This is a genomic window from Litoreibacter ponti (genome assembly GCF_003054285.1).
Classification (GTDB): Bacteria; Pseudomonadota; Alphaproteobacteria; order Rhodobacterales; family Rhodobacteraceae; genus Litoreibacter; species Litoreibacter ponti.
In genome coordinates this window covers 494,681-516,251 of record NZ_QBKS01000002.1, presented here as the reverse complement: position 1 = coordinate 516,251, position 21,571 = coordinate 494,681, and the positions used below count along the sequence as shown (strand labels likewise).

Below are 21,571 nucleotides of genomic sequence, written 5' to 3'. Positions count from 1 at the left end.
GAGTGCCGCTGTGACCGCCGGCTTGGACATACTGTGCGACGCCATCACCAAACGGTTTGATGCGACCGAGGCGGTCGCACCCTTTTCCGTGTCCTTTGGCGCGGGACAGACAACGGCGCTTGTGGGGCCGTCGGGCTGTGGCAAATCCACGATCTTGCGGATGATCGCGGGGTTGGAGGCGCCCGACAGCGGCACTTTGACTTTGGGCGGTGCGCCGCCAAAACACGCGGCGCGGCGCGGCGCGTTGGCGATGGCCTTCCAGGACCCGTCGCTTTTGCCGTGGCGCACGGTGCGCGCGAACATTGCCCTCGGGGCCCAGCTCGCGCGCAAGTCCGCGGGCGACGTCGATGCCTTGATCGATCTGGTGGGGCTCGCGGGCTTTGCGGACCACCGCCCGGCGGAGCTGTCGGGCGGCATGCGCCAGCGCGCCGCAATCGCGCGCAGTCTGATTTCCGCGCCGGAAGTCCTGCTGCTGGACGAGCCGTTCGGCGCGGTTGATGCGATGACCCGAAGGCGGCTGAACGAAGATTTGCCGCCCCTGTGGCGGTCCAAAGGTGCGACGGTCGTGCTCGTCACGCACTCGGTGCAGGAGGCGGTCTTGCTTTCCGACCGCGTTCTGATCCTGTCGCCACGCCCGGCCCGGATCGTCGCCGACATCCCCGTGACGCTGGACAGGCGAGATACATCCGTCGTCGACACGCCCGCCTTTTCGACCCTGTCCCGCACGGTATTTGACGCGTTGGAGCAGGACGCATGAGCCCGATCCGCGCCATCATCTGGGCCGTTGCGGGCCTGTTGGGCTGGGAGTTGGCGATGCGACTATACCCGCAGGCCGTCCTGATCAGCAGCCCCTTGGGCATCGCCCGCCACATCGCGGAGAACGCATCCCTTCTGGCCCGCGCGACATGGGAGACCTCTACCAATGCCGCATGGGGCTTTCTCTGGGGGAACCTCGCTGCGGTGATCTTGGGCTCGGTCATCGCAGTGGTGCCGCGCAGCGCGCGCGCTCTGTCAGCTCTAGCCTTGCTGGTCTTCTGCATTCCGCTGATCGCCAGCGGACCCATTCTGAGGGTTCTGTTCGGCCCCGGGGTCGGGCCGCAAATCGCGCTTGGGGCTTTGGCGGTTTACTACACCACCCTGTTGGCCTTCCTCGTCGGCGTGCGGGCGGTCTCGCAGAATTGGACCGATCTGATGCAGATTTACGGTCGCGGGACAGTGTCCACGTTTCTGCGCATTCGCGCGCGCGCCAGCCTTCCATACCTGTTCGTCGGGTTGCAGATCAGCGCACCAGCGGCGTTTCTGGGCGCCATGATCGGCGAGTTTACCGGCGCCGAGCGTGGCCTTGGGGTCCTCACCCTGCGTGCGTTGCGAGGGCTGGACACGGATGCGACCTGGGCGCTCGCCTGTCTGGCCGCCCTGATTGCCATGTCGGCCTACGCGCTGCTCGGCTGGCTGGGGGACCGGCTGGTGGGGTATCGACCCGTCCTGCTGCTCTCCGCTCCGTCGACGGCGGCGCCCCGTTCGATATGGATTAGGCTGCTTGAGCTTGGTCTGATCACGGGCCTCGTGCTGGTGCTGTGGCAGGTGTCGATGGACGGAGCGGGATTGAACCGCTTCTTCGCCAAGCGACCGGGCGACGTGTGGGCCTTTCTCATGGACCCGCAGAACCGCGCGACGATCCAGACAGCTCTGGTCGAGACGTTGGCGTTTGCCGCGCCGGGCTATATTGCGGGGCTGGCCCTCGGCGCGGGCCTCGCTGCGGCGCTGATGCTTGCCCCGGGATTGAGCCGGGCCACGATGCCGGTCGCGGTCGCCCTGCGGGCGGTGCCGATCATAACGACCGCGCCGCTTTTGGTGCTGGCCTTCGGACGCGGATTGGTGGGCACGATGGTGGTGGTCGCCGTAATGATCTTCTTTCCGACATTTGTGGCCTGCCAGCAGGGGCTGCGGCAGACGCCGGGGCAGATCGTTGATCTGTTCAAAAGCTACGAGGCCGGTCGTTGGCACCTTTTGCGCGCGGCACAGCTTCCTGCGATGCTGCCCGCGTTCTTCGCGTCCGCCCGCATGGCTGTGCCTGCGGCCCTGCTCGCCGTGACGACTGTCGAATGGCTTGCAACCGGCAAGGGCATCGGCCTGCTGATGGCGATGACCGCCAGCACATCGGACTACAACATGCTCTGGTCCTGCGTCGCCGTGCTTGCCGTCGTGGCCGTCACCGCCTATGGCGCGGTCGCGGCGGTGGAGCGTTCGGTCCTGCGCATCTATGCCAGCGAGCAGGTAACATGACCCAAGCCGTTTTCGCGATCCCCGGCGACAAGGATCGCCGCACCGGGGGCTTCATCTACGAGGCGCGCATCCTGCGCGAGCTCAACGCCCTTGGCTGCGTGACGGAGCATCTCGAACTGCCCGACAGCTTCCCGGACCCAACACCGGGCGATATGGCGACCACGCTTCGCGCGCTCTGTGCCGTGCCGTCGGACCAGAAGATCATCCTCGATGGTCTGGTCTTCGGCGCAATCGATCCCGAAGGACTGTCCCGGGTCAGCGCCCCGGTGATTGCGATGATCCACCATCCGCTTGGCCTCGAGACGGGGCTTGATCCGGCGCGCGCGGCTTTTCTGTTGAAGAATGAAGCCGCCGCCTTGCGCTACGCCGATCACGTCATAGTGCCAAGTCCAGAAACCGCGCGGGTTTTGTGCCAACAGCTTGGCGCGGACCGCGACCGTATCACGGTGGCGCAACCGGGCTTTGACCGTCCCGCCGTGGATCGGAAGCCGGCCGACCCGCCCCTGATCCTGTCCGTCGGACTTCTGGCCCCGCGCAAGGGGCATGACGTTCTGCTTGCCGCTCTGGCTCGGCTGAAAGAGCTGCCGTGGCAGGCCGAGATTGTCGGCAAGTCGCATGATCCGGACTACGCCAAAGCCTTGCACGCTCAGAGACGCGCGCTTGGCCTCGATCAACGCGTCGAGTTTCTAGGAGAGCTGTCTCAGCACGCACTTACAGACCGCTTCAACGCCGCATCCGTGTTCGCGCTGGCCACGCGATACGAAGGCTACGGCATGGTCCTGAGCGAAGCGATGATGTACGGCCTTCCGGTCGTGACCTGTGACGTCGGCGCGGTGCCGCAGACCGTCGGCGAAGCGGCCCTTCTCGTGCCACCCGACGATCCGGCGCGCCTTTCAGACGCGTTGGAGCGCATCATTGGTGATCCGAGCGAAGCCGCGCGCTTCTCCCGTCTCTCTGCCGAAAAGGCGGCTCAGTTGCCGCAATGGCGAGATACGGCTGAAGTCTTTGCCAGAGTTGTTGAACGGAGCTTCGAGTGAAGAAGAACTCTGCGACAAGTGAATGGAACAATCTAGGTTTTTAGATCTCGCGCGCAGAATGTCGCAGATGATCTTTTTTCATAGCGCCGGGCTGCGCAATGCAGCGTTTGCCAGAAGATATATTAAGACCCGTAAACGGTCGTTGGACCGTAGCTTAACAGGTCACGCCGAGAAGAATTGTTCGATAAACGGTTCTTCCCTCCGCATTCGAAGGTCTGTCGGCCCGATCATATCTATCTAATTCTTAATGACTTAGGGAGATAGCTCAGGATCAATCCAAAAGGGCGTCAATCTCGCTGCGATCGGGCATGGACGGCGCGGTGCCCGGGCGGGTGACCGAGATGCCGGCGGTTGCGCAGCCGAAACGCAGAGCCTGCTCGGCGGACATTCCTTCTGCCAGCGCCACGGCGAAACCACCGTTGAAGGCGTCGCCCGCGCCAGTGGTCTCGACCAGCTTACCGGCCTCTATGGCAGGGACATGGAGGGCAATTTCGCGGTCCTTGTAAAAAACGCCCTGGGCGCCCAGCGTGACGATCGCGGCGCCGACACCGTGATCAAGCAGCCAGTCCGCGGCGCGCGCGGCATCGTCGGGGGTTTTCACGGCTATTCCAGTGATCCCTTCGGCCTCTGTCTCATTGGGCGTGATGTAGTCGCACAGCGCGAGCATATCATCGGACACCGCTGCGGCAGGGGCAGGGTTCAGGATCGTCTTCGTGCCGCCGGCGCGGGCGATTTCCAGGGCGCGGTGCGCGGCCTCCATCGGCTGCTCGAATTGGGTCACGAAGACATCGGCAGATTGGATGAGCTGCGTCTTGGCCTCGACATCGGCGACGGATATCCGCCCGGCAGCGCCAGGGGAGACGATGATGGCGTTGTCGCCGGTGTTGTCGTCGATGAAAATATAGGCCGCGCCGGTGTAGCTTTCGTGATCGATCGTGACTTCGGGGATCACCCCGGCGGCGTCCCAGGTGTCATGCGCCATCTGTGCGAAGATATCGTCGCCAAGGCGCGTGATGAAATGCACGTCTCCACCGGCCTTCGCTGCGGCGACGGCCTGATTTGAGCCTTTGCCGCCGGGGCCGAGCGCGAAGCTTTTTCCAAGGATCGTTTCGCCGATCCTTGGTTGGCGGTCCGTCCGGTAGGCGGTGTCGGCGACGAAAACGCCAAGGATGACAATCTTGCTGGTCATGCGCCTTACTCCTCGGGTGGGATCACGCCCTTGCGGAACATGAAGCAGCCGTAAAAGCGCCGCTCGCCGGTCTGGATCACGGCGTAGGCCTCGCGGGCGCGGTCATAGAACTCGAACCGTTCAATGCCGATCATCGGGCGGGAGCGCCCTTCGGCGGTGTCGATCACCTCTTGCACCTCAGCCTGAACCGGCGGCACCTCGTCCTTGGCGTCGACCATTTCCATCCGTCCGGCGAAATCATCAACGAAAGTATCAAGCGGCATCACGCTCAACACGGCTTCCGCGGCCTCGGCCGCCGTCAGGTTATCCATGCGCAAAAGCTCCCCGAGGACAGTCGAGCGCGACACCTGATCGGACGGGAAATTCGTATCCGCGATCACCAGCGCGTCTCCGTGCCCCATCGCCCGAAGTGCAAAAAGCACCTCGGCGTTCAGCCTGCTGTCAATTCCCTTGAGCATCCTTGGTGTCTCCCTTCAGCCGATCCGCGCACCACTTTCGGGGTCGAAGAAATGTACGGCATCGCTTTGCGGTTTCAGGTGTATCTTCTGGCCGGGCCTGAGCTCTCGACGGTCGCGAAGCACGGCGGTCATTTCCGTTCCGTCCGCGCGCAAAATGACATGCGTCTCCGAACCGGTCTGCTCCACCACGGTGACCTCCGCGGGAAGACCATCATCGGCCACCATCAGGGCTTCAGGGCGCACCCCGATCCAGACCGAGCGCCCGTCTTCGGTTCCGTCATTGCCCGCGACCGGAAAGCGCGCGGACCCAACGCTAGCCCACACGCCGCCATCGGCATGGGACAGCGTCGCGTTGATCAGGTTCATCGACGGCGATCCGATGAATTCGGCCACGAATGCGTTGGCGGGCTTGTCGTAAAGTTCCAGTGGAGAGCCGATTTGCGCTACGTGCCCGTCGCGCAGGACCACGATCTTGTCTGCCATGGTCATCGCCTCGATCTGGTCGTGGGTGACATAGACCGTGGTTGTCGAGAGCCGTTGATGCAACTCCCGAATCTCAGCGCGCATCTGGACCCGCAGCTTCGCGTCGAGGTTGGACAACGGCTCGTCGAACAGAAACACCTGAGGATCGCGCACGATCGCGCGCCCCATGGCCACGCGCTGTCGCTGGCCGCCGGACAGCGCACGGGGGTATCGGTCGAGATAGGGCGTCAGGCCAAGGACATCAGCGGCGCGCTCCACGCGCTCTTGCACTTCGGCCTTCGGCATGCGGCGCATGCGCAGCGCGAAAGCCATGTTCGCAGCAACTGTCTTGTGGGGATAGAGGGCGTAGTTCTGGAAGACCATGGCGATGTCGCGTTCGGCGGGCGGCAGGTTGTTGACCAGGCGCTCGCCGATACGAATGTCGCCGGAGCTGATGCCTTCGAGCCCTGCGATCATGCGCAGAAGGGTCGACTTGCCACAGCCCGAGGGGCCAACGAGGACCACAAATTCGCCATCCGCAATGTCGATATCCAGCCCGTGGATCACTTCGACATTGCCGTAGGACTTCTTCAGCGATCGGATCGCGACGTTCGCCATTCTACCCTCCCCGGTATGGTCCCGACGCTAGCGGAGCAATGCGGCTCTGTCCACGCCGGGCAGCGCCACGCGCCCAAGATCGTTGACACAATGAGGGTTCCACTGAAACACTGAGCAGACCGGGGAGCGCTGCGTGGGGGCACAGAGGCAAAGCCCAATCCCACTTTTGCTGCGGTCCGCCGATGGTTTGGGACGACACTGCGTCGTCTTCTTGGGAGGAGAAATTTAAGTGAAAGTTGAACATTACAATGCGTTGATGGCACGCCATAAGATGAGCCGTCGCAAACTGCTGAAGGGGGCCGCGAGTGTCGGCGCCATGGCAGCCGCCAGCGGTGCGATCCCAATGGCGGTTTTGGCGGATGCCCATTCCAACCTGCGTGCGGAGCTTCTTTCCATTCCGGGCGTCGGCCAAGGCTCGCCTACGGATGCCGATTGGCAGAAGGTTGGGGAACTGACCCTCGGGCCCACCAAAGAGCGTGTGCAGGAAGGCGAGTTCGACGGGATCGAGCTGACCTTCATGGGGCTCAACAACCAGAACCTGCATAACTTCCTGTTTCGCGGTTTCCTCAAGCCATGGGAGGCCTACACGGGCGCGAAGATCAACTGGATCGATCTGGCGCAGGCCGACTACAACCCGCGTCTGCAGCAGGCGATTGCCACCGGAACCGTTGATTTCGACATCATCGAGATGGGTGCACCGTTTGAGGGTGACACCGCGGGCAAGGGCCTGCTCGACGAGATGCCCGAATGGGTTAAGGAGCAGATCGAGGCCGATGATCTTGTCGACTACCTCAAAGAGCCGGTCGGCACATGGGATGGCAAGACTTACCGGATCACGATCGATGGCGACTGCCACACCTTCGCGTACCGGACCGACTATTTCGGTGACGGCGGCATCGGTGGCGCCGAGGTGCCGCGCACATGGCAGCAGATCAATCAGGTGACGAAGGATCTTGTCGGAAAGGAAGACCCGCTGACCGGCCTGCCGGCGCATGGGTATCTTGACCCGCTCAAGGGCTGGGGTGGCTTCGGGATGTACTTCATTCTCAACCGTGCCGCGGCCTACGCCAAGCACCCGGATGATCCGGCCTGGCTGTTCGACCCGGACACCATGAAGCCGCGCGTCAACAACCCGGGCTTCGTGCAGGCCATCCAGGATGTACTCGACCTGATCGAGGCAGATGCCTACCCGACCGACCAGATCAACGCGGACCCGGGCACGACGGCGTTCCAGCAGTTCCTTGCGGGAACCGGCTCGATGCTGATGTGGTGGGGCGATGTGGGCTCGTCCGCACGGACGTCCGACACCTCGGTTGTGGGCGACGTCGTCGGCTTCGGGATCAACCCGGCCTCGGAGCGGCGCTACAACGCGGCCGCCGGTGCCTGGGAGGAGGAGATGAACGAAGCTCCGCAGATGGCCTACATTGGCTGGGGCGTCTACGTCACCAACCGCGTCTCGGGCGACGAGAAGAAGCGCAAGGCGGCGTGGTCCGCGGCAGCGCATCTGGGCGGCAAGGACCTGTCGCTTTGGACGTCGGCCTATCCGTCGGGCTTCCAGCCCTATCGCAATTCGCACTTCCAGTTCCAAGAGTGGGAGGCCGCAGGCTACGACCGTGCCTATGTCGAGGACTATCTCGGCTCCAACGCGGACAGCTACAACCACCCCAACGCCGCCATCGAGCCGCGCATTCCGGGCATCTTCCAGTACTACTCGGTCGCCGAGGATGAGTTGGCCAAGGGCTTTGCCGGTCAATATGGCTCTGCGCAGGAAACCGCAGACGCAATCGCGGCCGCCTGGGAAGAGATCACCGACCAGATCGGTCGTGACAGCCAGATCGCGCTTTACAAGGCGTCGCTGGGGCTATGAAACGGATGGCCGCGCGTGCAAGCGCGCGGCCAACCTGACCGAAAGGCGCGAGCTAGATTGCGCCGCAATGGCAGCCACGCTTTTTTCTTGAGCATCAATGGGTAACGGGACACACTCCACACATGAGTGAGGGCGAGTATCTCCATGTTGTCACGCGTGACGACATCTCGGACGGGCGCCGGCAGTTCGGGCGTCTGATCGTGTGGGTAACGGCGGCTCTGACGATCCTCGTCGCTATTCTGCAAGTCTTGGATCACCGTGGTGCCATAGACCTCGGGTTTGAGAGTTGGCGCCCGACGCTCTACGCTTACTGCACCTGGATCGTCGCGTTCTGCTGGGCGCAGGTGCTGGTCCACGGGGAGCAGGGCAAAAGGCGGCTTTTTGTGGTCCCGGCGGCGATCTTCGTCGTCTCGATGGTGATCTTCCCGCTGATCTTTGCGCTGGGCATCGCGTTTTCCGATTGGAACCTCTCCAGCCCGGACGGGCGACAGTTCAACGGTCTCGACAATGTGCGCCAGATGTGGGGCGATCCGTTCTACTGGAACGCGATGACCAACATGGTCTGGTACTGCCTAGCCATCATCGTCGAATACGCCATCGCCTTTGGCCTCGCACTGATGCTCAATTCACAAATCCGCGGTCGCAAGTTCTTCCGGGTCGCCTTTCTGCTTCCGCTGATGCTGAGCCCTGTTGCGGTCAGTTGGATGATCGGCAAGTCGATGCTGGAGATCCGCTTCGGTCCGGTCTCGCGCCTTTTGCGCAATTTGGGCTGGGACAGCCCCAGCTTCTTCGGCTCTGCCGAATTGGCGCGCTTCTGGATCATGGCGATGGATGCGTGGACGTTCATCCCGTTCATGATGATCATGATCCTCGCCGGTCTTCAGGCCATTCCGCGCGAGCTTCGTGAAGCGGCTGAAGTCGATGGGGCCTCGCCCTGGCGGCGCTTCTGGGAGATCACGTTCCCGCTGATGCTGCCCGTCTCGATCACCGCGATCCTGATCCGCATCATATTCAAGCTTAAGCTCGCTGACATCATCATCAACGTCACCTCGGGCGGGCCGGGCGGTGCCACCGATAGCGTCACGTCCTTTATCTTCCGCGAATACCGGGATCGCTCCAACGTGGGCTACGGCACGCTTCTGGCCATCGTCTATCTCGTCGTCATCGTGATCGCGATGACCATCGTGATGAAGCTTGCGGATCGCTGGATGAGGCCAAGATATTGACCGATACGACCGACTCCAAGACGCAGATATTTCACGACAGCGAGGCCGATAAAGGCTTTCGCGCCGGATGGTGGTCGAGCCGTCTGCTGATCTACGGCATCTTGATCTTGTGGGCGTTCATCTGCCTGTTCCCGATCTACTGGACGATCACAACCAGCTTCAAGGCCGCGCCGGATGTCATGCGGGGCAACATGGTGCCATGGGTCGACTACGATCCGAAATGGCTTGGCTTCCGCTCGCTGGGCCTGTCGCCCGAAACCATCGGAAACGAGTCAACTGTCCGTGAAGAATTCCTCAAACGGTTCTGGAATTCGACCATCGTCGCGGTGTGCTCCTCGCTGCTCGCGCTGATTTTGGGCAGCATGGCCGCCTATGGTCTCAGCCGGTTCAGCTACAAGTTCGGCTTCATGAAGAATGGCGACATCCTGTTCTTCTTCCTGAGCCAATTGATCCTGCCGCCCGTGGTGCTCGCCCTGCCATTCCTCGTGCTTTATAAGGAGGTGGCGCTTCTCGACACGCGGATCGGACTTATCCTTCTCTACACCCTGACGGTGCTGCCCATCGTCATCTGGATCATGCGTGACCAGTTCGGCTCGATCCCCGCAGAGCTGGAGGAAGCGGCCCTGGTCGACGGGCTGTCGGTTTGGGGCGCGTTCTTGACGATCGTCGTACCCATCGCGCTGCCGGGAATGGTCGCAGCCTTCATCCTGAGCCTCGTTCTGACCTGGAACGAGTATTTCTTCGCGGCCCTTCTGACCTCGACCCACGCAAATACCTTACCTGTGATGGTGGCCAGTCAGACAGGATCGCAGGGCATCTCCTGGTGGTCGATGGCGGCGCTGTCCTTCATGGCGATCCTGCCGCTGATCGTGATCGGGGTCTTCCTTGAGCGGTTCATCATCAAGGGCATGGCCGCAGGGGCGGTGAAGTAGTCATCTTACCCAAGCGCGTGGGCGATCTCCTTCGTCTGCTCGTAGAGCTTCAGGAACAGCGGATACTGCCGCGCGTAGGCTTCGCGACGCACCGGCGCGACCTCGCGGCTGGCCGGGTTCCAATTTGTTATGTCGTCTGGGGCGGCGAGCCCGAGGGCCTGCGCGGCAAGGAAGGCGTCGCCGTAGGAGGCCCCGATGCTTTTGTCGCTGACGATCTGCGTCAGGCCGCTGATGTCCGACGTCGCTTGGAGCCAGACATCGTTTTGCGTCCCGCCGCCAACCGCCAGCACCCGGGCGGGCGCGGCTCCTGCGTCGCGGAACGTGTCGATGACATGGGCTGTGCCCATGGCAACGCCTTCCAGCACGGCGCGGTAGATGTCGCCGCGGCCATGGGTCAGGTTCAAGCCAAATAGCGCGCCCTTGGCGAGCGGGTCGTGGATCGGTGTGCGCTCGCCGGAGAAGTAAGGCAAGAACAGCAAGCCATTTGCCCCCGGCGGTGTTGCTTCTGCCTCAGAGGCCAGCGTCGCGAAGGCGTCGTCCTTTGGCAGCTCCCGCGCGAAGCGATCGCGAAACCAATGGGTCAGCGTTCCGGAAGTCGCGGCCCCGGCCATCGACGCATGGCTGCCCGGCGTCAGCCAGGGGGCGTACCAGAGCCTCGGGTCGCGCACCCGCTCGGCGGTGATCTGGATAATGAAGATCGTCGATCCCATCATCAGCATCATGTCCCCGGCGTCCTGCGTGCCGACACTGACCGCTTCCGCCGCCGCGTCGATTGTTCCGGCGGTGACAGGTGTGCCTTCGGCCAATCCCGTGGCCGCCGCCGCCGCGGCGGTGACATGGCCCGCGATCTCGGTCGACCAGAGCAGCCGCGGTAAGGCCGAAACGGCGATGATGTTGTCCGCCAATTCGTCGGTCCAGTCGCAGTGTGCGACGTCGTAGAGCGGCGAAAAATTGGCCGCGGTGTAGTGATCGATCACATATTCGCCCGTCAACCTGTGCACGAGAAACGAGGTCGATGTCAGAATCTTTTCGGTCTTCTCGAATATCTCGGGCCGATTGCGTTTGAGCCACAGGATCTTCGGCCCCACCGATTGCGATGTGAGCGCGTTGCCGCATCGATCAAGGATCGTCTCCGCCCCGATCCGGGCGTCGAGCTCTGCTATTTCGGCGCTTGCGCGTGTGTCGACGCCGTAGAGCACGCCATTCATCAGGGGGGCACCGCTGGCGTCGACCGGAAGCATGCAGGGGCCAATGGCACTGACCGCGACGCCCGCAATCTCCGTAGGCGCGATGTTCGAGCTGTCGAGAAGTTTGCGGGTGATATGGACGAAGTCGCCCCACCAATCTTCCTCGGGGCGGTGCTCTGCCCACCCGGGCTGCGGCACGATCATTTCGTGGGGCCGCTGCGCCTCCGCGATGATCTGCCCCGTCCGGTCAACGATGACGCCTTTCGACGAATAGGTCCCGATATCGACGCCAAGGGTGTAACTCATCGCAAGGCTCCATCTCGGCTTAGATCGAAATCCGGTCCCACCCGCGCAAGGGCCGCTTGCAAAAGACTGCTAAGCGCGTCGAGATCGCGGAAATCCACCACCTCGCGGGACGCATGCGAATATCGAAGCGGGAAGCCCATATCGATTGACGCGACGCCGCCGCCTACCAACTGCACATAAGACAGGTCGGTCAGCACCCCGGTTTGTGCGCTACGCTGAAGCGGGATGTTTTCGGCTTCGGCCGTGTCTTCGAAAAGCCTGACCATGGCGGGATGCGGGATCACGCCGTTCAGGGTTCCGCGCCCGTGGAAGGAATAGAGCGACATGCCGGGTCCGCCGCCGAGAACCATGTCGCCCAAGGCCGCCATATCCGGCGTATCCGTGGCGAGCATCAGATCAATCTGGATCGCCATGTCGGGTTTAAGCCGTTCGGCGAGGGGAAGGGCGCCGCGCAGGTTGAACTCTTCAAGCGTGGTGAAAGCGAGGTGCACGGTCGGGCCGTTTTCGCGCGCGGCCAATGCACGGGCCACATCCAGAAGCACCGCACATCCGGCCCGGTCGTCAAGCGCGGGTGCCGCGATGCGGTGGGGGCCCATCGCCACGCTGCTGGGGGCATACACCACAGGCGATCCGATCCGAACGCCCGCGCGCTCGGCCTCTTCCGCGCTCTCGAAGCCGCAATCAACATAAAGATCGCCGACGCGGACCACAGAGTATTTCTCCTCGGGCGGCGTGGCGTGATGGCTCTTGTTTGCGATGATGCCGACAATATCACTGTCTGCCGCGCAGATCAGGACCTCTTGGCTGGCCAGTGCGCGTTCAGGCACACCGCCCAGCCGGGTCAGACGCAGAAAGCCGTCGGCCTCGATCTTGCGCACGACAAAGCCAAGCTGGTCCATGTGGGTGAACAACATGACCGACGGGCCTGTGCCCTCGAAGGTGGTCCAAAGATTGCCGAGGCGGTCGGTGTCATGGGCACAGCCCAGGTCTTCCAACTCTGCCGCAATCACGCGGCGCACTCGATCCTCGTGGCCGGACAGACCGGGCACGGCAAGCAGTCGCTCCAGAAGCGCCCTCATCGCGCGGCCTTTGCGCGGTCCATGAAGTCCTTGGCGCGGTCGGGGTCGACTGCGTTCCAGGTGTCGCCGTCAACCTTCAGCGAGGAGCCGACGACACAGCCATCCGCAAGCGCCAAAACATCTGCGACGGTGTCGTGCTTCACGCCCGTGTTGGCGAGAACCGGAGTGTGGGGCAGGGCGGCCTTGACGGCCTCCAGATCCTCCATCCGGGCCGCTTCACCCGTGATCGCGCCGGAGACCAGCACGGCATCCGGGATCGACGAGAACACCGCACTGCGCGCGCGGTCGGCCAGCGGGCGACGGTCGAGGCTGTCGGCAAATTCAGCCGAGACGTTGTAGAGCATCAGGCAATCGCTCCGGTGCAACCGGTCGCGGTACCGCATTGCCGCCCCCGCATCCGGTGTCCATGGCCCCATGTCCGACGCATAGGTGCCGGTAAAAATCTCGCGACAGAACGCGGCACCCGTAGCGGCCGCCAGCGCAATGGTCGACATCGGGTCCCACAGGACATTGACGCCGAACGGAACGGTGATGTCGTCGCGCAGACGGCCAATGACGGCGGCCATCGTGGCCAGCGATGCCTTGTCGACGTCGAACTCATAGGGTCTGTCGTTTTCATTGCCGAACATGACCGCGTCGACGCCTGCCGCCTGAAGCGCTTCCAGATCGGCGCGGGCAGCTTCAAGGATTCCGTCGATCCCGGCGTCGGCATCATAAAGCGGGGCACCCGGCAGCGCGCCGAGATGAACCATCGCGATGATCGGCTTCTTCGTCCCGAATACCTTTTCAAAAGTTGCCATCACCCGGCCTCCCCACCGCCTGTATTTGAGGGATCGTAGCGGGGAAATTCTTGTCTCCCAAGGCGAAATTACCCTAGGCTTGATGCGAAGGGGAGGCAGCCATGGCACGACAAACACGCGTCTGGGATCGGCACGGAACCGGCGGATTGACCTTCGCGGAGCTTGGGCTTGGCACGGCGCCTCTGGGCAATCTCTACCGCGCGATCAGTGAAGAGGAGGCGGATGCCGTCTTCGATGCGGCATGGGACGCCGGGGTTCGATACTTCGACACCGCGCCGCTCTACGGGCTGGGTCTCGCAGAGACCAGATTGAACCGGTTTCTCCGGGGCAAGCCACGAGACGAGTATGTCCTGTCGACCAAGATCGGTCGCCTCCTGAAGGCCGCCACGGAAGAGACGCGCGATGGGCACGGGAAATGGTTTGACGTGCCGGCGAGAAACGAGGTCTACGACTACGGCTACGACGCGACGTTGCGTTCGGTCGAATTCTCGCTGGAACGGCTCGGAATTGATCGGATTGATATTCTTTATGCGCATGATCTCGATACCTTCAATCATGGAAGCCAGGCTGTTCTGGACACGAAGCTCGCCGAGCTGATGGAGGGGGGCTACAAGGCTCTGCTGCGGCTGCGCGAGGAGGGAACGATTGCCGCCTTCGGCGCGGGCGTCAACGAATGGCAGCCCTGTCAATGGCTGACAGAGCGCGGCGATTTCGACATTTTCCTCTTGGCCGGTCGCTACACGCTGTTGGAGCAGGAGCCGCTGGAAAGCTTCCTGCCGCTTTGCGTAAAGCGGGGCATCGGTGTGGTCATCGGCGGGCCGTACAATTCCGGCATCCTCGCCACCGGCGCGCAGGAGGGCGCGTTCTACAATTACGATCCCGCGCCGCAGTCCGTGATGGATCGGGTCGCGAAGATTGAAAGCGTTTGCGAGCGGCACGGCGTGCGACTGGTCGATGCCGCGTTTCAATTCCCGCTGCGCCACTCGGCGGTGCTCTCGGTCATTCCGGGGGGGCAGGGCCTGAGCGAGATGCACTCGAATGTTGCGGCGGCGGACGCGCATATCCCGGATGCCCTATGGTCCGATCTGAGGGCAGAAGGCCTGTTGCGCGAGGACGCCCCGACGTGAAGATCGACGCGCACCAGCACTATTGGCAGCCCGCCCGCGGCGACTATGAGTGGATGCCCAAGGACGATCCGACACTGTCGCGAACCTATGGCCCCGCTGATCTCTCCGCAACGCTGGACCGCGCTGGCATAGAGCGCACCGTGCTGGTCCAGGCGGCCGCGACCGTGGAGGAAACCGAGTACATGCTTGGCCTCGCCGACGCGACCGAAACCATCGGCGCGGTCGTCGGCTGGGTCGACTTCGAGGCGGCGGATGTGGCGGACACGCTCGCGAGATTGGCGGGACATCCGACCTTTTCCGGGGTCCGCCCGATGATCCAGGATATCCCCGATGACGATTGGATGCTGCGCGATGACGTGCAGGCAGGCTTTCGCGCGGTGAATGATCTTGGCGTGACCTTCGACGCGCTGGGCTTCCCGCGCCATCTGAAGAACTTTCTGACGATCCTTACCCGCTACCCGGACATGCGTGTTGTGATAGATCATTGCATGAAACCAGACATCGCCAATCATACGAGCGAGAGTTTTCAGGTTTGGGCGGATGGCATGTCCGCGATCGCCCGAGAGACCGGCGCGTATTGCAAACTGTCAGGTCTGATGACTGAAGCTGGTGCGGAGTGGACGGTCGATGATCTCAAACCCTATGCCCATCACGTGCTCGACGTGTTCGGGTCGGACCGGGTGATGTGGGGGTCAGACTGGCCGGTCTGCCGTTTGAGCGGGGAATACGAGCGCTGGCTTGCTGCGGCACAAACGCTGACCGAAGATCTAGATGCTCCCGCGCGCGCCCGCGTGTTCGGAGAGTCAGCGGCAGAATTTTACAGAATTTCAGGGGACTGAGGCGACCAGCTAGTGCGGCTTGTCTGCTGTCGCCATGAACCGCCGAACAGCGTCAGGCGTAAGCTCCACCCGCGCGTGGACATCCATGGACACAGCCAAGGCCGCTGCGGCGTTGCCGAACTCTGCCGCCTTCGCAAGGGAGGCACCGCGCGCGAGCTCCGACGCAAGGGCGCCGCAGAACATGTCGCCTGCGCCGTGGGACGACGCCGTATCAACCCTACAGGCGGCCAGTGTCGTGACACCACTCGCATCGGCACAAACCAGCCCGTCGGCACCCAGTGTGACGATCGCTGATTGCGGCCCCATGGCGCAAAGCTGCTTGGCCGCCGCTTCTGGCTCAAGCGCATCGCGGTCCGCACCCGTGAGCGCTGCGGCCTCGATCCGGTTGGTGATCAGGACATCAACCCGCGCGAGCAACGCCGCCGGCAGCGCGCGGGCAGGAGCGGCGTTCAGAAGCACCCGCGTGTCGTCGCCGGCGCGCTTCGCGAGCGCCAGATTCACGGCCTCTGGAACCTCGTTCTGCAAAAGCATGACCTTCAGGCCATCGGGCAGCCGGATGTCGTCGGGGTTCAGCGCAGTGTTCGCGGCTGAGACGACGACGGCGCCATAATCCCCGGCCGCGTCAACGATCGCGACGCTCATGCCGGAGGCGTCGTCGCACTCCAGAACCTGCGCGTGATCCACACCCGCCGCCGCAAGCGCAAAGCGAAGCTGTTGCCCGAAGGCATCGCGACCGATGCGCCCCGCCATCGCGACCGATGCGCCCATGCGGGCGGCGGCCACAGCCTGATTTCCACCCTTGCCGCCAAACCGATAGTCTACCGACCGGCCCATAAGCGTCTCGTCGAGCCGCGGCAGCCGGGGCGCGTCGACGACGACGTCCCAATGCAGCGACCCCGCAACGAATACGTCGATCACCTGCCGATCCCGTAAAGCTCGGCCGCGATAATGCGTTGGCTGTCTGTTGCATCCTGCCGCGCAATGGCATCTGTGAGCGCCGCGTTGTCCTTCAGCCGTGCCGCCACGGCCCGAAGATGCTCGACCAGCGCCACGTTGGTCTGCGCCTCCTTCAACGGATCGAGACCGGAATGGTCGGGGAAGGTGTCGAAATAGATCACTCCGCCATAGCCGAGACGCTCGAGCTCGACAAAAAGCTCAACGGTGGCCGCAGCGTGGACGGTTCCCGCCATAAGGCCATCGTCCCGCTTGCCGTATCCGTCATTGAGGTGGACGCCCAGCAATCTGGAATGCCGCGCGATCAGATGCGCCGTATGCGCAGGCATCTCGTCGGCATAAAGGACATGCGCGAAATCGAGCGTCACGCCAAGGTTCGGTCGATCAACCTCCCGGACCGCAAGCAGCGTCGTGCCCACATCAGGCATAAGCGCATAGGCGCGGGGTTCGTTCGGTTTGTACTCGATGGCGATATCGACCTCGGGGTCGTGATCGGCGACCTCGGCAATTGCCGCGACCGTGTCATCCCACATGCGTGCGTAGTCGCCCTGAAACGCGTAATCGAACCCGTCTTGCCCCATCCAGAGCGTCATGAGGCGGCCACCCATCTCGCGCCCGGCATCTATCCCGCGCTTCGTCTCGTCGATGGCCGCGCGGCGCACGTCGGGGTCGGGATTGGTGAACGCGCCAATCGCGTATCCGGGATTGGTGTAGTACCGCATCGCCAACCCGTTGAGGCTCAAACCCGCATCCTCCAGCATCTTGGAGAGGTCGCGGGTCAGTTGGCCTTCGAAATGGTCGGGATAGTTCAGGTCGGCCGCATCGAGCACACCAGAGCGGCCCGCGGCGTCGATCATCCCGCGGATTGAGACCTTCTCATTGGCTGGTATGGCGCGCTTGAACGCGTTGAGACGGGCCGCATAACGCGGGCGAGAGTCTGTCGACATGCGAATTCCTCGTTTTCTTGTCTCCCAGCGAGCCGCAGTGTCGCTGGAATAGCAAGAACAAAGCGCCCGCGCGTGAAAAACGCCTGTTCGGGCGACGCTGATCTGTGGCGCGGGACGCAAGCCTTATGTTCAGAGCGCCACTAATCATCTTCCGACACGGGTGCTGCGATCTGATAGATTGCGTCGCCGCGCCTGACCGGAGCCATTGCCCGCTTTGCAAGGACCATGCCGTCAAATGGCGAGGCCACCTTTTCAGGGGGCCGACCCGGTGTTTCTGGATGATGGATGGATGCCACGATCTCGCCCTCTGCGACAGGCTCTCCGATCTCTTTCAATGGCTCGAACAGGCCGGGCTCATAGGCGTAAATCAACCCTTTGGCGTGTAGGGCGCGCGTGTCTCGCGGGGCATCAGGAACGTAATCAGGCAACATCCCGAGCGCATGAAGGATACGCCGCAGCCCCCGCCGTGTCTGGGCGAGAATCTCCGGCGTCACTGCATTTCCGCCGCCGAGTTCCGCCATGACATTGACGACGCCCTTGCGATTGGCGGCCCCCATTGCCGTGCGTGCGGTGCTTTTCGTGCCGCCGCCGCCTGTGAAGACCCACGCATAGGGAAGATCGAAGGCTGCCGTAAGTGTCTGTAATCCCGCTTCCTCCTCGGGCGTATGTCCCGGGCCGCGCAAGAGCGTTGCCGGATAGATCAGGGATGATCCACCGGAATGAAGCTCGACAGCGTAATCGGCCAGCGGCAGGATGACCTCTTCATGATAATGCGCAATCATCTCAGTGGGGGTTCCCTTGGGATCGCCCGGATACAGTCTGTTCAGATTGCCCTCATCAATCGGTGAGACACGGCGGCCCGCCTGCGCGGCAGGGAGGTTTAACATCGGAAGGAGTATCAATCGCCCCCTAATCTCCCGGGCCTGCAAGTTGTTTGCCAACTCACTGACTGCGATCTGGCCCTCGTATTCGTCCCCATGCACCCCCGCCGAAAGGACCAAAGTTGGTCCTTGCCCGTTCCGAATGACGGTGATCGGGACAGGCAGCCACCCATAGGCAGACCGGTCGACCGAGTGCGGCACACGCAAATAGCCCGACTGCTTACCGTCCGCTTCGAAGTTGATTTCTGAAGTGATCAAAGTGTCTGCCATGGAATTCTCCCGACGCAAACAATGCCGATCTAGCGAAGATTTTCCAGTGTTGGCTCGTGGCAAGACCTGACTCACGCTGTCGGTCCAATCTGGCCCTTTGCTGACAAAGTGTGCCATTCACTTTCGAGTATCGAGACGGTGGCTGGATGGTCCGACCCCGCGCGATCCCGTAGGCTCAACTGGCTTTGATCTGCACGGCTTTCGCCCTGAGCGCACGGGGGAGAGACTTTCGTCTGTGTCGTCTGCAAATCCCGTGGTTCTGCCCCGTTTTCCGAAAGTAAATAATTTTCCGATGGTACATTGTTCCAATCGGGGTTTTTGAAATGCGAAGGTTTCAGAGCTTTAGCTGTGTCCGCGTATGTTGAGTGCCGACAGGCGAATATTGGCTCTAACCTATCACCGTCTAGTGCTGACACTGCGAATGCGCATCAAAGCTACTGCGCAGGCGCGAAGCCGGTGATGAGCTGCTTTAGTCCAAAAGCGGCACCTATGAAGATCGCGGCCAAGGTGACAGGCGCGCTGAAGGCCAAGACGGAGAAGGCCGAGATTCCCTGACCGACGCTGCACCCGACAGCCAAGATCGCGCCGGGACCCATGATCGCGGCGCCGAGAATTTGTCGGCGCAGCTCGCGCGGATCTTCGCAGGCCTCCCACCGGAAATGGCCCTTGGAATAAGAGCCAAGGGCCGCGCCTATCACGACGCCCACGACCGAGCCGACGCTGAACGACAGGGCGTTGCCCGACGCCGTCATCGTGTAGAAAATCGTATCGCCAATGGGCGCGGCGAAGGTGTGGGTCTCGATCGGCTCCGCGTCAAAGCCAGTGGTTGCGACCCAGTAGGTTCCAAGCCAGCCGGAGACGACGGCGAGCCCCACGACACACCCCCAGAAGATATGCCCCGTTGAGCGCAGCATCTCTGATTTCGCCAATGCCGCGGCGAGCAATCCGCCGCCCACCACCAGACCGGTTGTCAGCGGTGAGATCCCGACGCCTCCCAGCATTTGCGTGAGCCCCTGTGCGGTCGTGGCGTTCTCTTCCACGGGGAACAGCCAGACCCGGGTATGCGCCAAGGGGCCCGACATGACGAAATAGGCGGAAAGCCCCATGACGAGAACGATGACGAAAGACCGAAGATCACCGCCGCCGAGCCGCGCGAGCGCGCCGTAGCCGCAATTGCCGCTCAGCGCCATGCCGTATCCGAACAGCAAGCCGCCGATGATCGTGCCCATCGGGTTCCACACCCGGTCGAGATAAGCCGTCCCGCCGCTGTCGAAGGTGCCCATGGACAAGGCAATATGCGTGCCGATGATCGACACGGCGATCGCAATCGCCCACATTCGCAAGCGCCGATCATCGGCGCCGTAGAGCACATCTTCGATGGCGCCCAAGGTGCAGAACCGTCCGATACGGGCCGCAAGCCCAAGCGCAATCCCACCCATCAGGCCGATGAGCGCCGTCGCGTTTGCTTCTCCGAGCATTTCCAGCATGTGTTCTCTCCCGAACCAAACGCTGGCTGGGCGTCTGGTCAGTCTTCCCTGCAGAACAGGTCGTAGACGACTTCCATGATTTGCTTCGGGCGCTCGTCTGTCAAGCTGTAGTAGATCGCCTTGCCGTCGCGGCGGGGCGTCACCAGCCCTTCGAGGCGCAAGCGCGAGAGCTGCTGGGAGACGGCGGCCTGCCGGGCTGACAGCAGTTCCTCAAGCTCGGTGACCGACTTTTCGCCGGAGGCGAGGTGACACAGGATCATCAGCCGCCCCTCATGGCTGATCGCCTTGAGGAAGTTGGAGGCGCGCTGCGCGTTCTCCATCATGCGTTCCATGTCGTCGGCGCACATATTCTTGTCGAACACGGGCAGGCGCGATGCGGGCTCTGCCGCGCTGTTAACATTCGCTGTCATGGGAACCGTCATATTGAGTTAACTCGCTTGATCCAAGGGAATATCTGCGTTCTCAAACATCATCGTCAACACGGACCAGAAAAAATCCTCGCCCGGATATCCTTCGATGCGACCGACCTCCTTGCCGTCCTCGACAAGAATGAAAGTCGGGGTAAAGCGCACGCGGCTGACGAAGACGACATCGGGCGCTTCACCATGCACGTCGTAGCGTTGCAACGGGGCGGTGCGGCCTTCGGCGGTCTTGGGATAGATATGCGCGATCTCTGCGTTCCAGCGGGCGCACCAGACGCAGCCATCCTCTTCCGCCATGAGCAGGATGGGATCGGCTTGTGCCGACACTGGCAGCATGCCGACCAGTACGACAGCGAGTGCTCTGAGCAGTGCCATATGATCCCCTCATTGACGCGTTCCGTCACTTCATCATAATCTAATTTTTGAATATCTCAAGGAAAGAGGCGGTCGGTCCATGTTTGATGTGACGCTCCTGGGCGCGTTGGCCGCCGGACTTCTCTCTTTCCTCTCGCCCTGCATCCTGCCGATCGTGCCGTTCTACCTGAGCTATCTTGCCGGCGTGGGGATGAACCAGATCTCTGCCGAGGCCGAGATCTCACGCGCCGTGCGTCTGCGCGCCTTCCTCGCGGCCTGCTGTTTCGCGCTGGGCGTGATCACGGTCTTCATGGGACTTGGCGCAACCGCCACCGCCTTCGGCAGTCTGGTCCGGGAATATTTTGACGTGCTGCGCTGGATCGCGGCGGCGATCATCATTGCCATGGGGCTGCATTTTCTGGGCGTGATCCGCATCGGCATCCTGTACCGGCAGTTGCGCGCGGACGCCGGGGATACATCCAACGTAAGCCTGCTTGGGGCCTATGTGATCGGTCTGGCCTTCGCCTTTGGCTGGACCCCGTGCGTGGGGCCGGTTCTGGCGGCCATCCTGTTCACCGCCGCCGGGCAAGAGACCGCGGGGCAGGGGGCCGTATTGCTGTTCGCCTACGGGCTGGGCATGACCTTGCCGTTCATCGCGGCGGCGCTGTTCATCGGTCCTTTTATGTCCTGGATGTCGCGGTTCAGACGCCATCTGGGTCTGATCGAGAAACTGATGGGCCTGTTGCTCATTGCCTTTGGCGTGCTCATCGCGACCAATTCCATCAACATCATCGCTCAATGGATGCTGGAAACCATTCCGTGGTTCAGCAGCATCGGCTGACA

The 21,571-nt window shown here is 62.6% G+C and carries 21 protein-coding genes; 9 read left to right on the top strand and 12 right to left on the bottom strand.

Annotation, left to right across the window (positions count from 1 at the left end; all coding sequences use genetic code 11):
* Nucleotides 1–10: 10 nt before the first annotated feature.
* The 3 genes from C8N43_RS16435 to C8N43_RS16425 are packed head-to-tail and all read left to right on the top strand — an operon-like array spanning nt 11 to nt 3,323.
* Nucleotides 11–757 carry an ABC transporter ATP-binding protein gene (locus tag C8N43_RS16435; protein ID WP_107846836.1) on the top strand — a complete coding sequence of 249 codons (747 nt, stop codon included), beginning with the start codon at nt 11–13 and terminating at the stop codon, nt 755–757.
* Nucleotides 754–2,286, top strand: a complete 1,533-nt coding sequence (locus tag C8N43_RS16430; protein WP_107846835.1) for an ABC transporter permease — start codon at nt 754–756, stop codon at nt 2,284–2,286. Before C8N43_RS16435 ends, C8N43_RS16430 begins: the two co-directional genes overlap by 4 nt.
* Complete coding sequence (locus C8N43_RS16425) at nt 2,283–3,323, top strand: glycosyltransferase family 4 protein (protein WP_107846834.1); 1,041 nt, start codon at nt 2,283–2,285, stop codon at nt 3,321–3,323. Before C8N43_RS16430 ends, C8N43_RS16425 begins: the two co-directional genes overlap by 4 nt.
* Before the next feature lie 271 nt (nt 3,324–3,594).
* On the opposite strand, the gene rbsK is transcribed toward C8N43_RS16425, so the two are convergent.
* The 3 genes from rbsK to C8N43_RS16410 are packed head-to-tail and all read right to left on the bottom strand — an operon-like array spanning nt 3,595 to nt 6,050.
* Complete coding sequence (gene rbsK / locus C8N43_RS16420; protein ID WP_107846833.1) at nt 3,595–4,512, bottom strand: ribokinase; 918 nt, start codon at nt 4,510–4,512, stop codon at nt 3,595–3,597.
* Nucleotides 4,513–4,517: 5 nt separating this feature from the next.
* Nucleotides 4,518–4,970, bottom strand: a complete 453-nt coding sequence (locus C8N43_RS16415) for an RbsD/FucU family protein (protein WP_107846832.1) — start codon at nt 4,968–4,970, stop codon at nt 4,518–4,520.
* A gap of 15 nt (nt 4,971–4,985) precedes the next feature.
* The gene (locus tag C8N43_RS16410) at nt 4,986–6,050 is read right to left on the bottom strand and encodes an ABC transporter ATP-binding protein (protein ID WP_107846831.1); all 1,065 of its coding nucleotides are present in this window, start codon (nt 6,048–6,050) and stop codon (nt 4,986–4,988) included.
* Between the two features lie 271 nt (nt 6,051–6,321).
* Here C8N43_RS16410 and C8N43_RS16405 point away from each other — a divergent pair, with 271 nt between their 5' ends.
* The 3 genes from C8N43_RS16405 (at nt 6,322) to C8N43_RS16395 (ending at nt 10,075) form a co-directional block, all read left to right on the top strand.
* Nucleotides 6,322–7,917 (top strand): extracellular solute-binding protein, encoded by a 1,596-nt coding sequence (locus C8N43_RS16405; protein WP_245913063.1) that lies wholly within the window; start codon nt 6,322–6,324, stop codon nt 7,915–7,917.
* Between the two features lie 122 nt (nt 7,918–8,039).
* On the top strand, nt 8,040–9,143 hold the full coding sequence (locus C8N43_RS16400) for a carbohydrate ABC transporter permease (RefSeq protein ID WP_107846829.1): 1,104 nt from the start codon (nt 8,040–8,042) through the stop codon (nt 9,141–9,143).
* Nucleotides 9,140–10,075 (top strand): carbohydrate ABC transporter permease, encoded by a 936-nt coding sequence (locus C8N43_RS16395; RefSeq protein WP_245913062.1) that lies wholly within the window; start codon nt 9,140–9,142, stop codon nt 10,073–10,075. Before C8N43_RS16400 ends, C8N43_RS16395 begins: the two co-directional genes overlap by 4 nt.
* A gap of 5 nt (nt 10,076–10,080) precedes the next feature.
* Here the strand turns inward: C8N43_RS16395 and C8N43_RS16390 are convergent, their stop codons facing one another.
* Genes C8N43_RS16390 through C8N43_RS16380 form a run of 3 tightly spaced genes read right to left on the bottom strand, consistent with a single transcriptional unit; the run spans nt 10,081 to nt 13,447 of the window.
* Nucleotides 10,081–11,568 (bottom strand): FGGY-family carbohydrate kinase, encoded by a 1,488-nt coding sequence (locus tag C8N43_RS16390; RefSeq protein WP_107846828.1) that lies wholly within the window; start codon nt 11,566–11,568, stop codon nt 10,081–10,083.
* Nucleotides 11,565–12,647 carry a M42 family metallopeptidase gene (locus C8N43_RS16385; RefSeq protein ID WP_107846827.1) on the bottom strand — a complete coding sequence of 361 codons (1,083 nt, stop codon included), beginning with the start codon at nt 12,645–12,647 and terminating at the stop codon, nt 11,565–11,567. Before C8N43_RS16385 ends, C8N43_RS16390 begins: the two co-directional genes overlap by 4 nt.
* Complete coding sequence (locus tag C8N43_RS16380; RefSeq protein WP_107846826.1) at nt 12,644–13,447, bottom strand: BtpA/SgcQ family protein; 804 nt, start codon at nt 13,445–13,447, stop codon at nt 12,644–12,646. The genes C8N43_RS16385 and C8N43_RS16380 overlap by 4 nt, the downstream gene beginning before the upstream one ends.
* Nucleotides 13,448–13,548: 101 nt before the next feature.
* On the opposite strand from C8N43_RS16380, the gene C8N43_RS16375 reads away from it, so the two are divergent.
* Both C8N43_RS16375 and C8N43_RS16370 read left to right on the top strand, forming a co-directional pair.
* On the top strand, nt 13,549–14,574 hold the full coding sequence (locus tag C8N43_RS16375; RefSeq protein ID WP_107846825.1) for an aldo/keto reductase: 1,026 nt from the start codon (nt 13,549–13,551) through the stop codon (nt 14,572–14,574).
* Entirely contained in the window at nt 14,571–15,413 is an 843-nt protein-coding gene (locus C8N43_RS16370; protein WP_245913061.1) for an amidohydrolase family protein, read from the top strand. The genes C8N43_RS16375 and C8N43_RS16370 overlap by 4 nt, the downstream gene beginning before the upstream one ends.
* 9 nt (nt 15,414–15,422) lie before the next feature.
* Here C8N43_RS16370 and C8N43_RS16365 read toward each other — a convergent pair whose 3' ends face one another.
* From C8N43_RS16365 to C8N43_RS16340, 6 genes are all read right to left on the bottom strand, one after another.
* Complete coding sequence (locus tag C8N43_RS16365; protein ID WP_107846823.1) at nt 15,423–16,331, bottom strand: PfkB family carbohydrate kinase; 909 nt, start codon at nt 16,329–16,331, stop codon at nt 15,423–15,425.
* Complete coding sequence (locus C8N43_RS16360; protein WP_107846822.1) at nt 16,328–17,314, bottom strand: TIM barrel protein; 987 nt, start codon at nt 17,312–17,314, stop codon at nt 16,328–16,330. Before C8N43_RS16360 ends, C8N43_RS16365 begins: the two co-directional genes overlap by 4 nt.
* Nucleotides 17,315–17,454: 140 nt before the next feature.
* Nucleotides 17,455–18,465, bottom strand: coding sequence for a succinylglutamate desuccinylase/aspartoacylase family protein (locus tag C8N43_RS16355; protein ID WP_107846821.1), 1,011 nt, complete (start codon nt 18,463–18,465; stop codon nt 17,455–17,457).
* 434 nt (nt 18,466–18,899) lie between these two features.
* Nucleotides 18,900–19,952 (bottom strand): YeeE/YedE family protein, encoded by a 1,053-nt coding sequence (locus tag C8N43_RS16350; protein ID WP_107846820.1) that lies wholly within the window; start codon nt 19,950–19,952, stop codon nt 18,900–18,902.
* 38 nt (nt 19,953–19,990) lie between these two features.
* Nucleotides 19,991–20,362, bottom strand: coding sequence for an ArsR/SmtB family transcription factor (locus tag C8N43_RS16345; protein WP_245913060.1), 372 nt, complete (start codon nt 20,360–20,362; stop codon nt 19,991–19,993).
* 18 nt (nt 20,363–20,380) lie between these two features.
* A complete protein-coding gene (locus C8N43_RS16340; protein WP_107846819.1) occupies nt 20,381–20,749 on the bottom strand; it encodes a thioredoxin domain-containing protein in 369 nt (122 codons plus the stop codon).
* Nucleotides 20,750–20,828: 79 nt separating this feature from the next.
* Between C8N43_RS16340 and C8N43_RS16335 the strand changes: the two genes are divergently transcribed.
* On the top strand, nt 20,829–21,569 hold the full coding sequence (locus tag C8N43_RS16335) for a cytochrome c biogenesis CcdA family protein (RefSeq protein ID WP_107846818.1): 741 nt from the start codon (nt 20,829–20,831) through the stop codon (nt 21,567–21,569).
* Nucleotides 21,570–21,571: the final 2 nt, after the last annotated feature.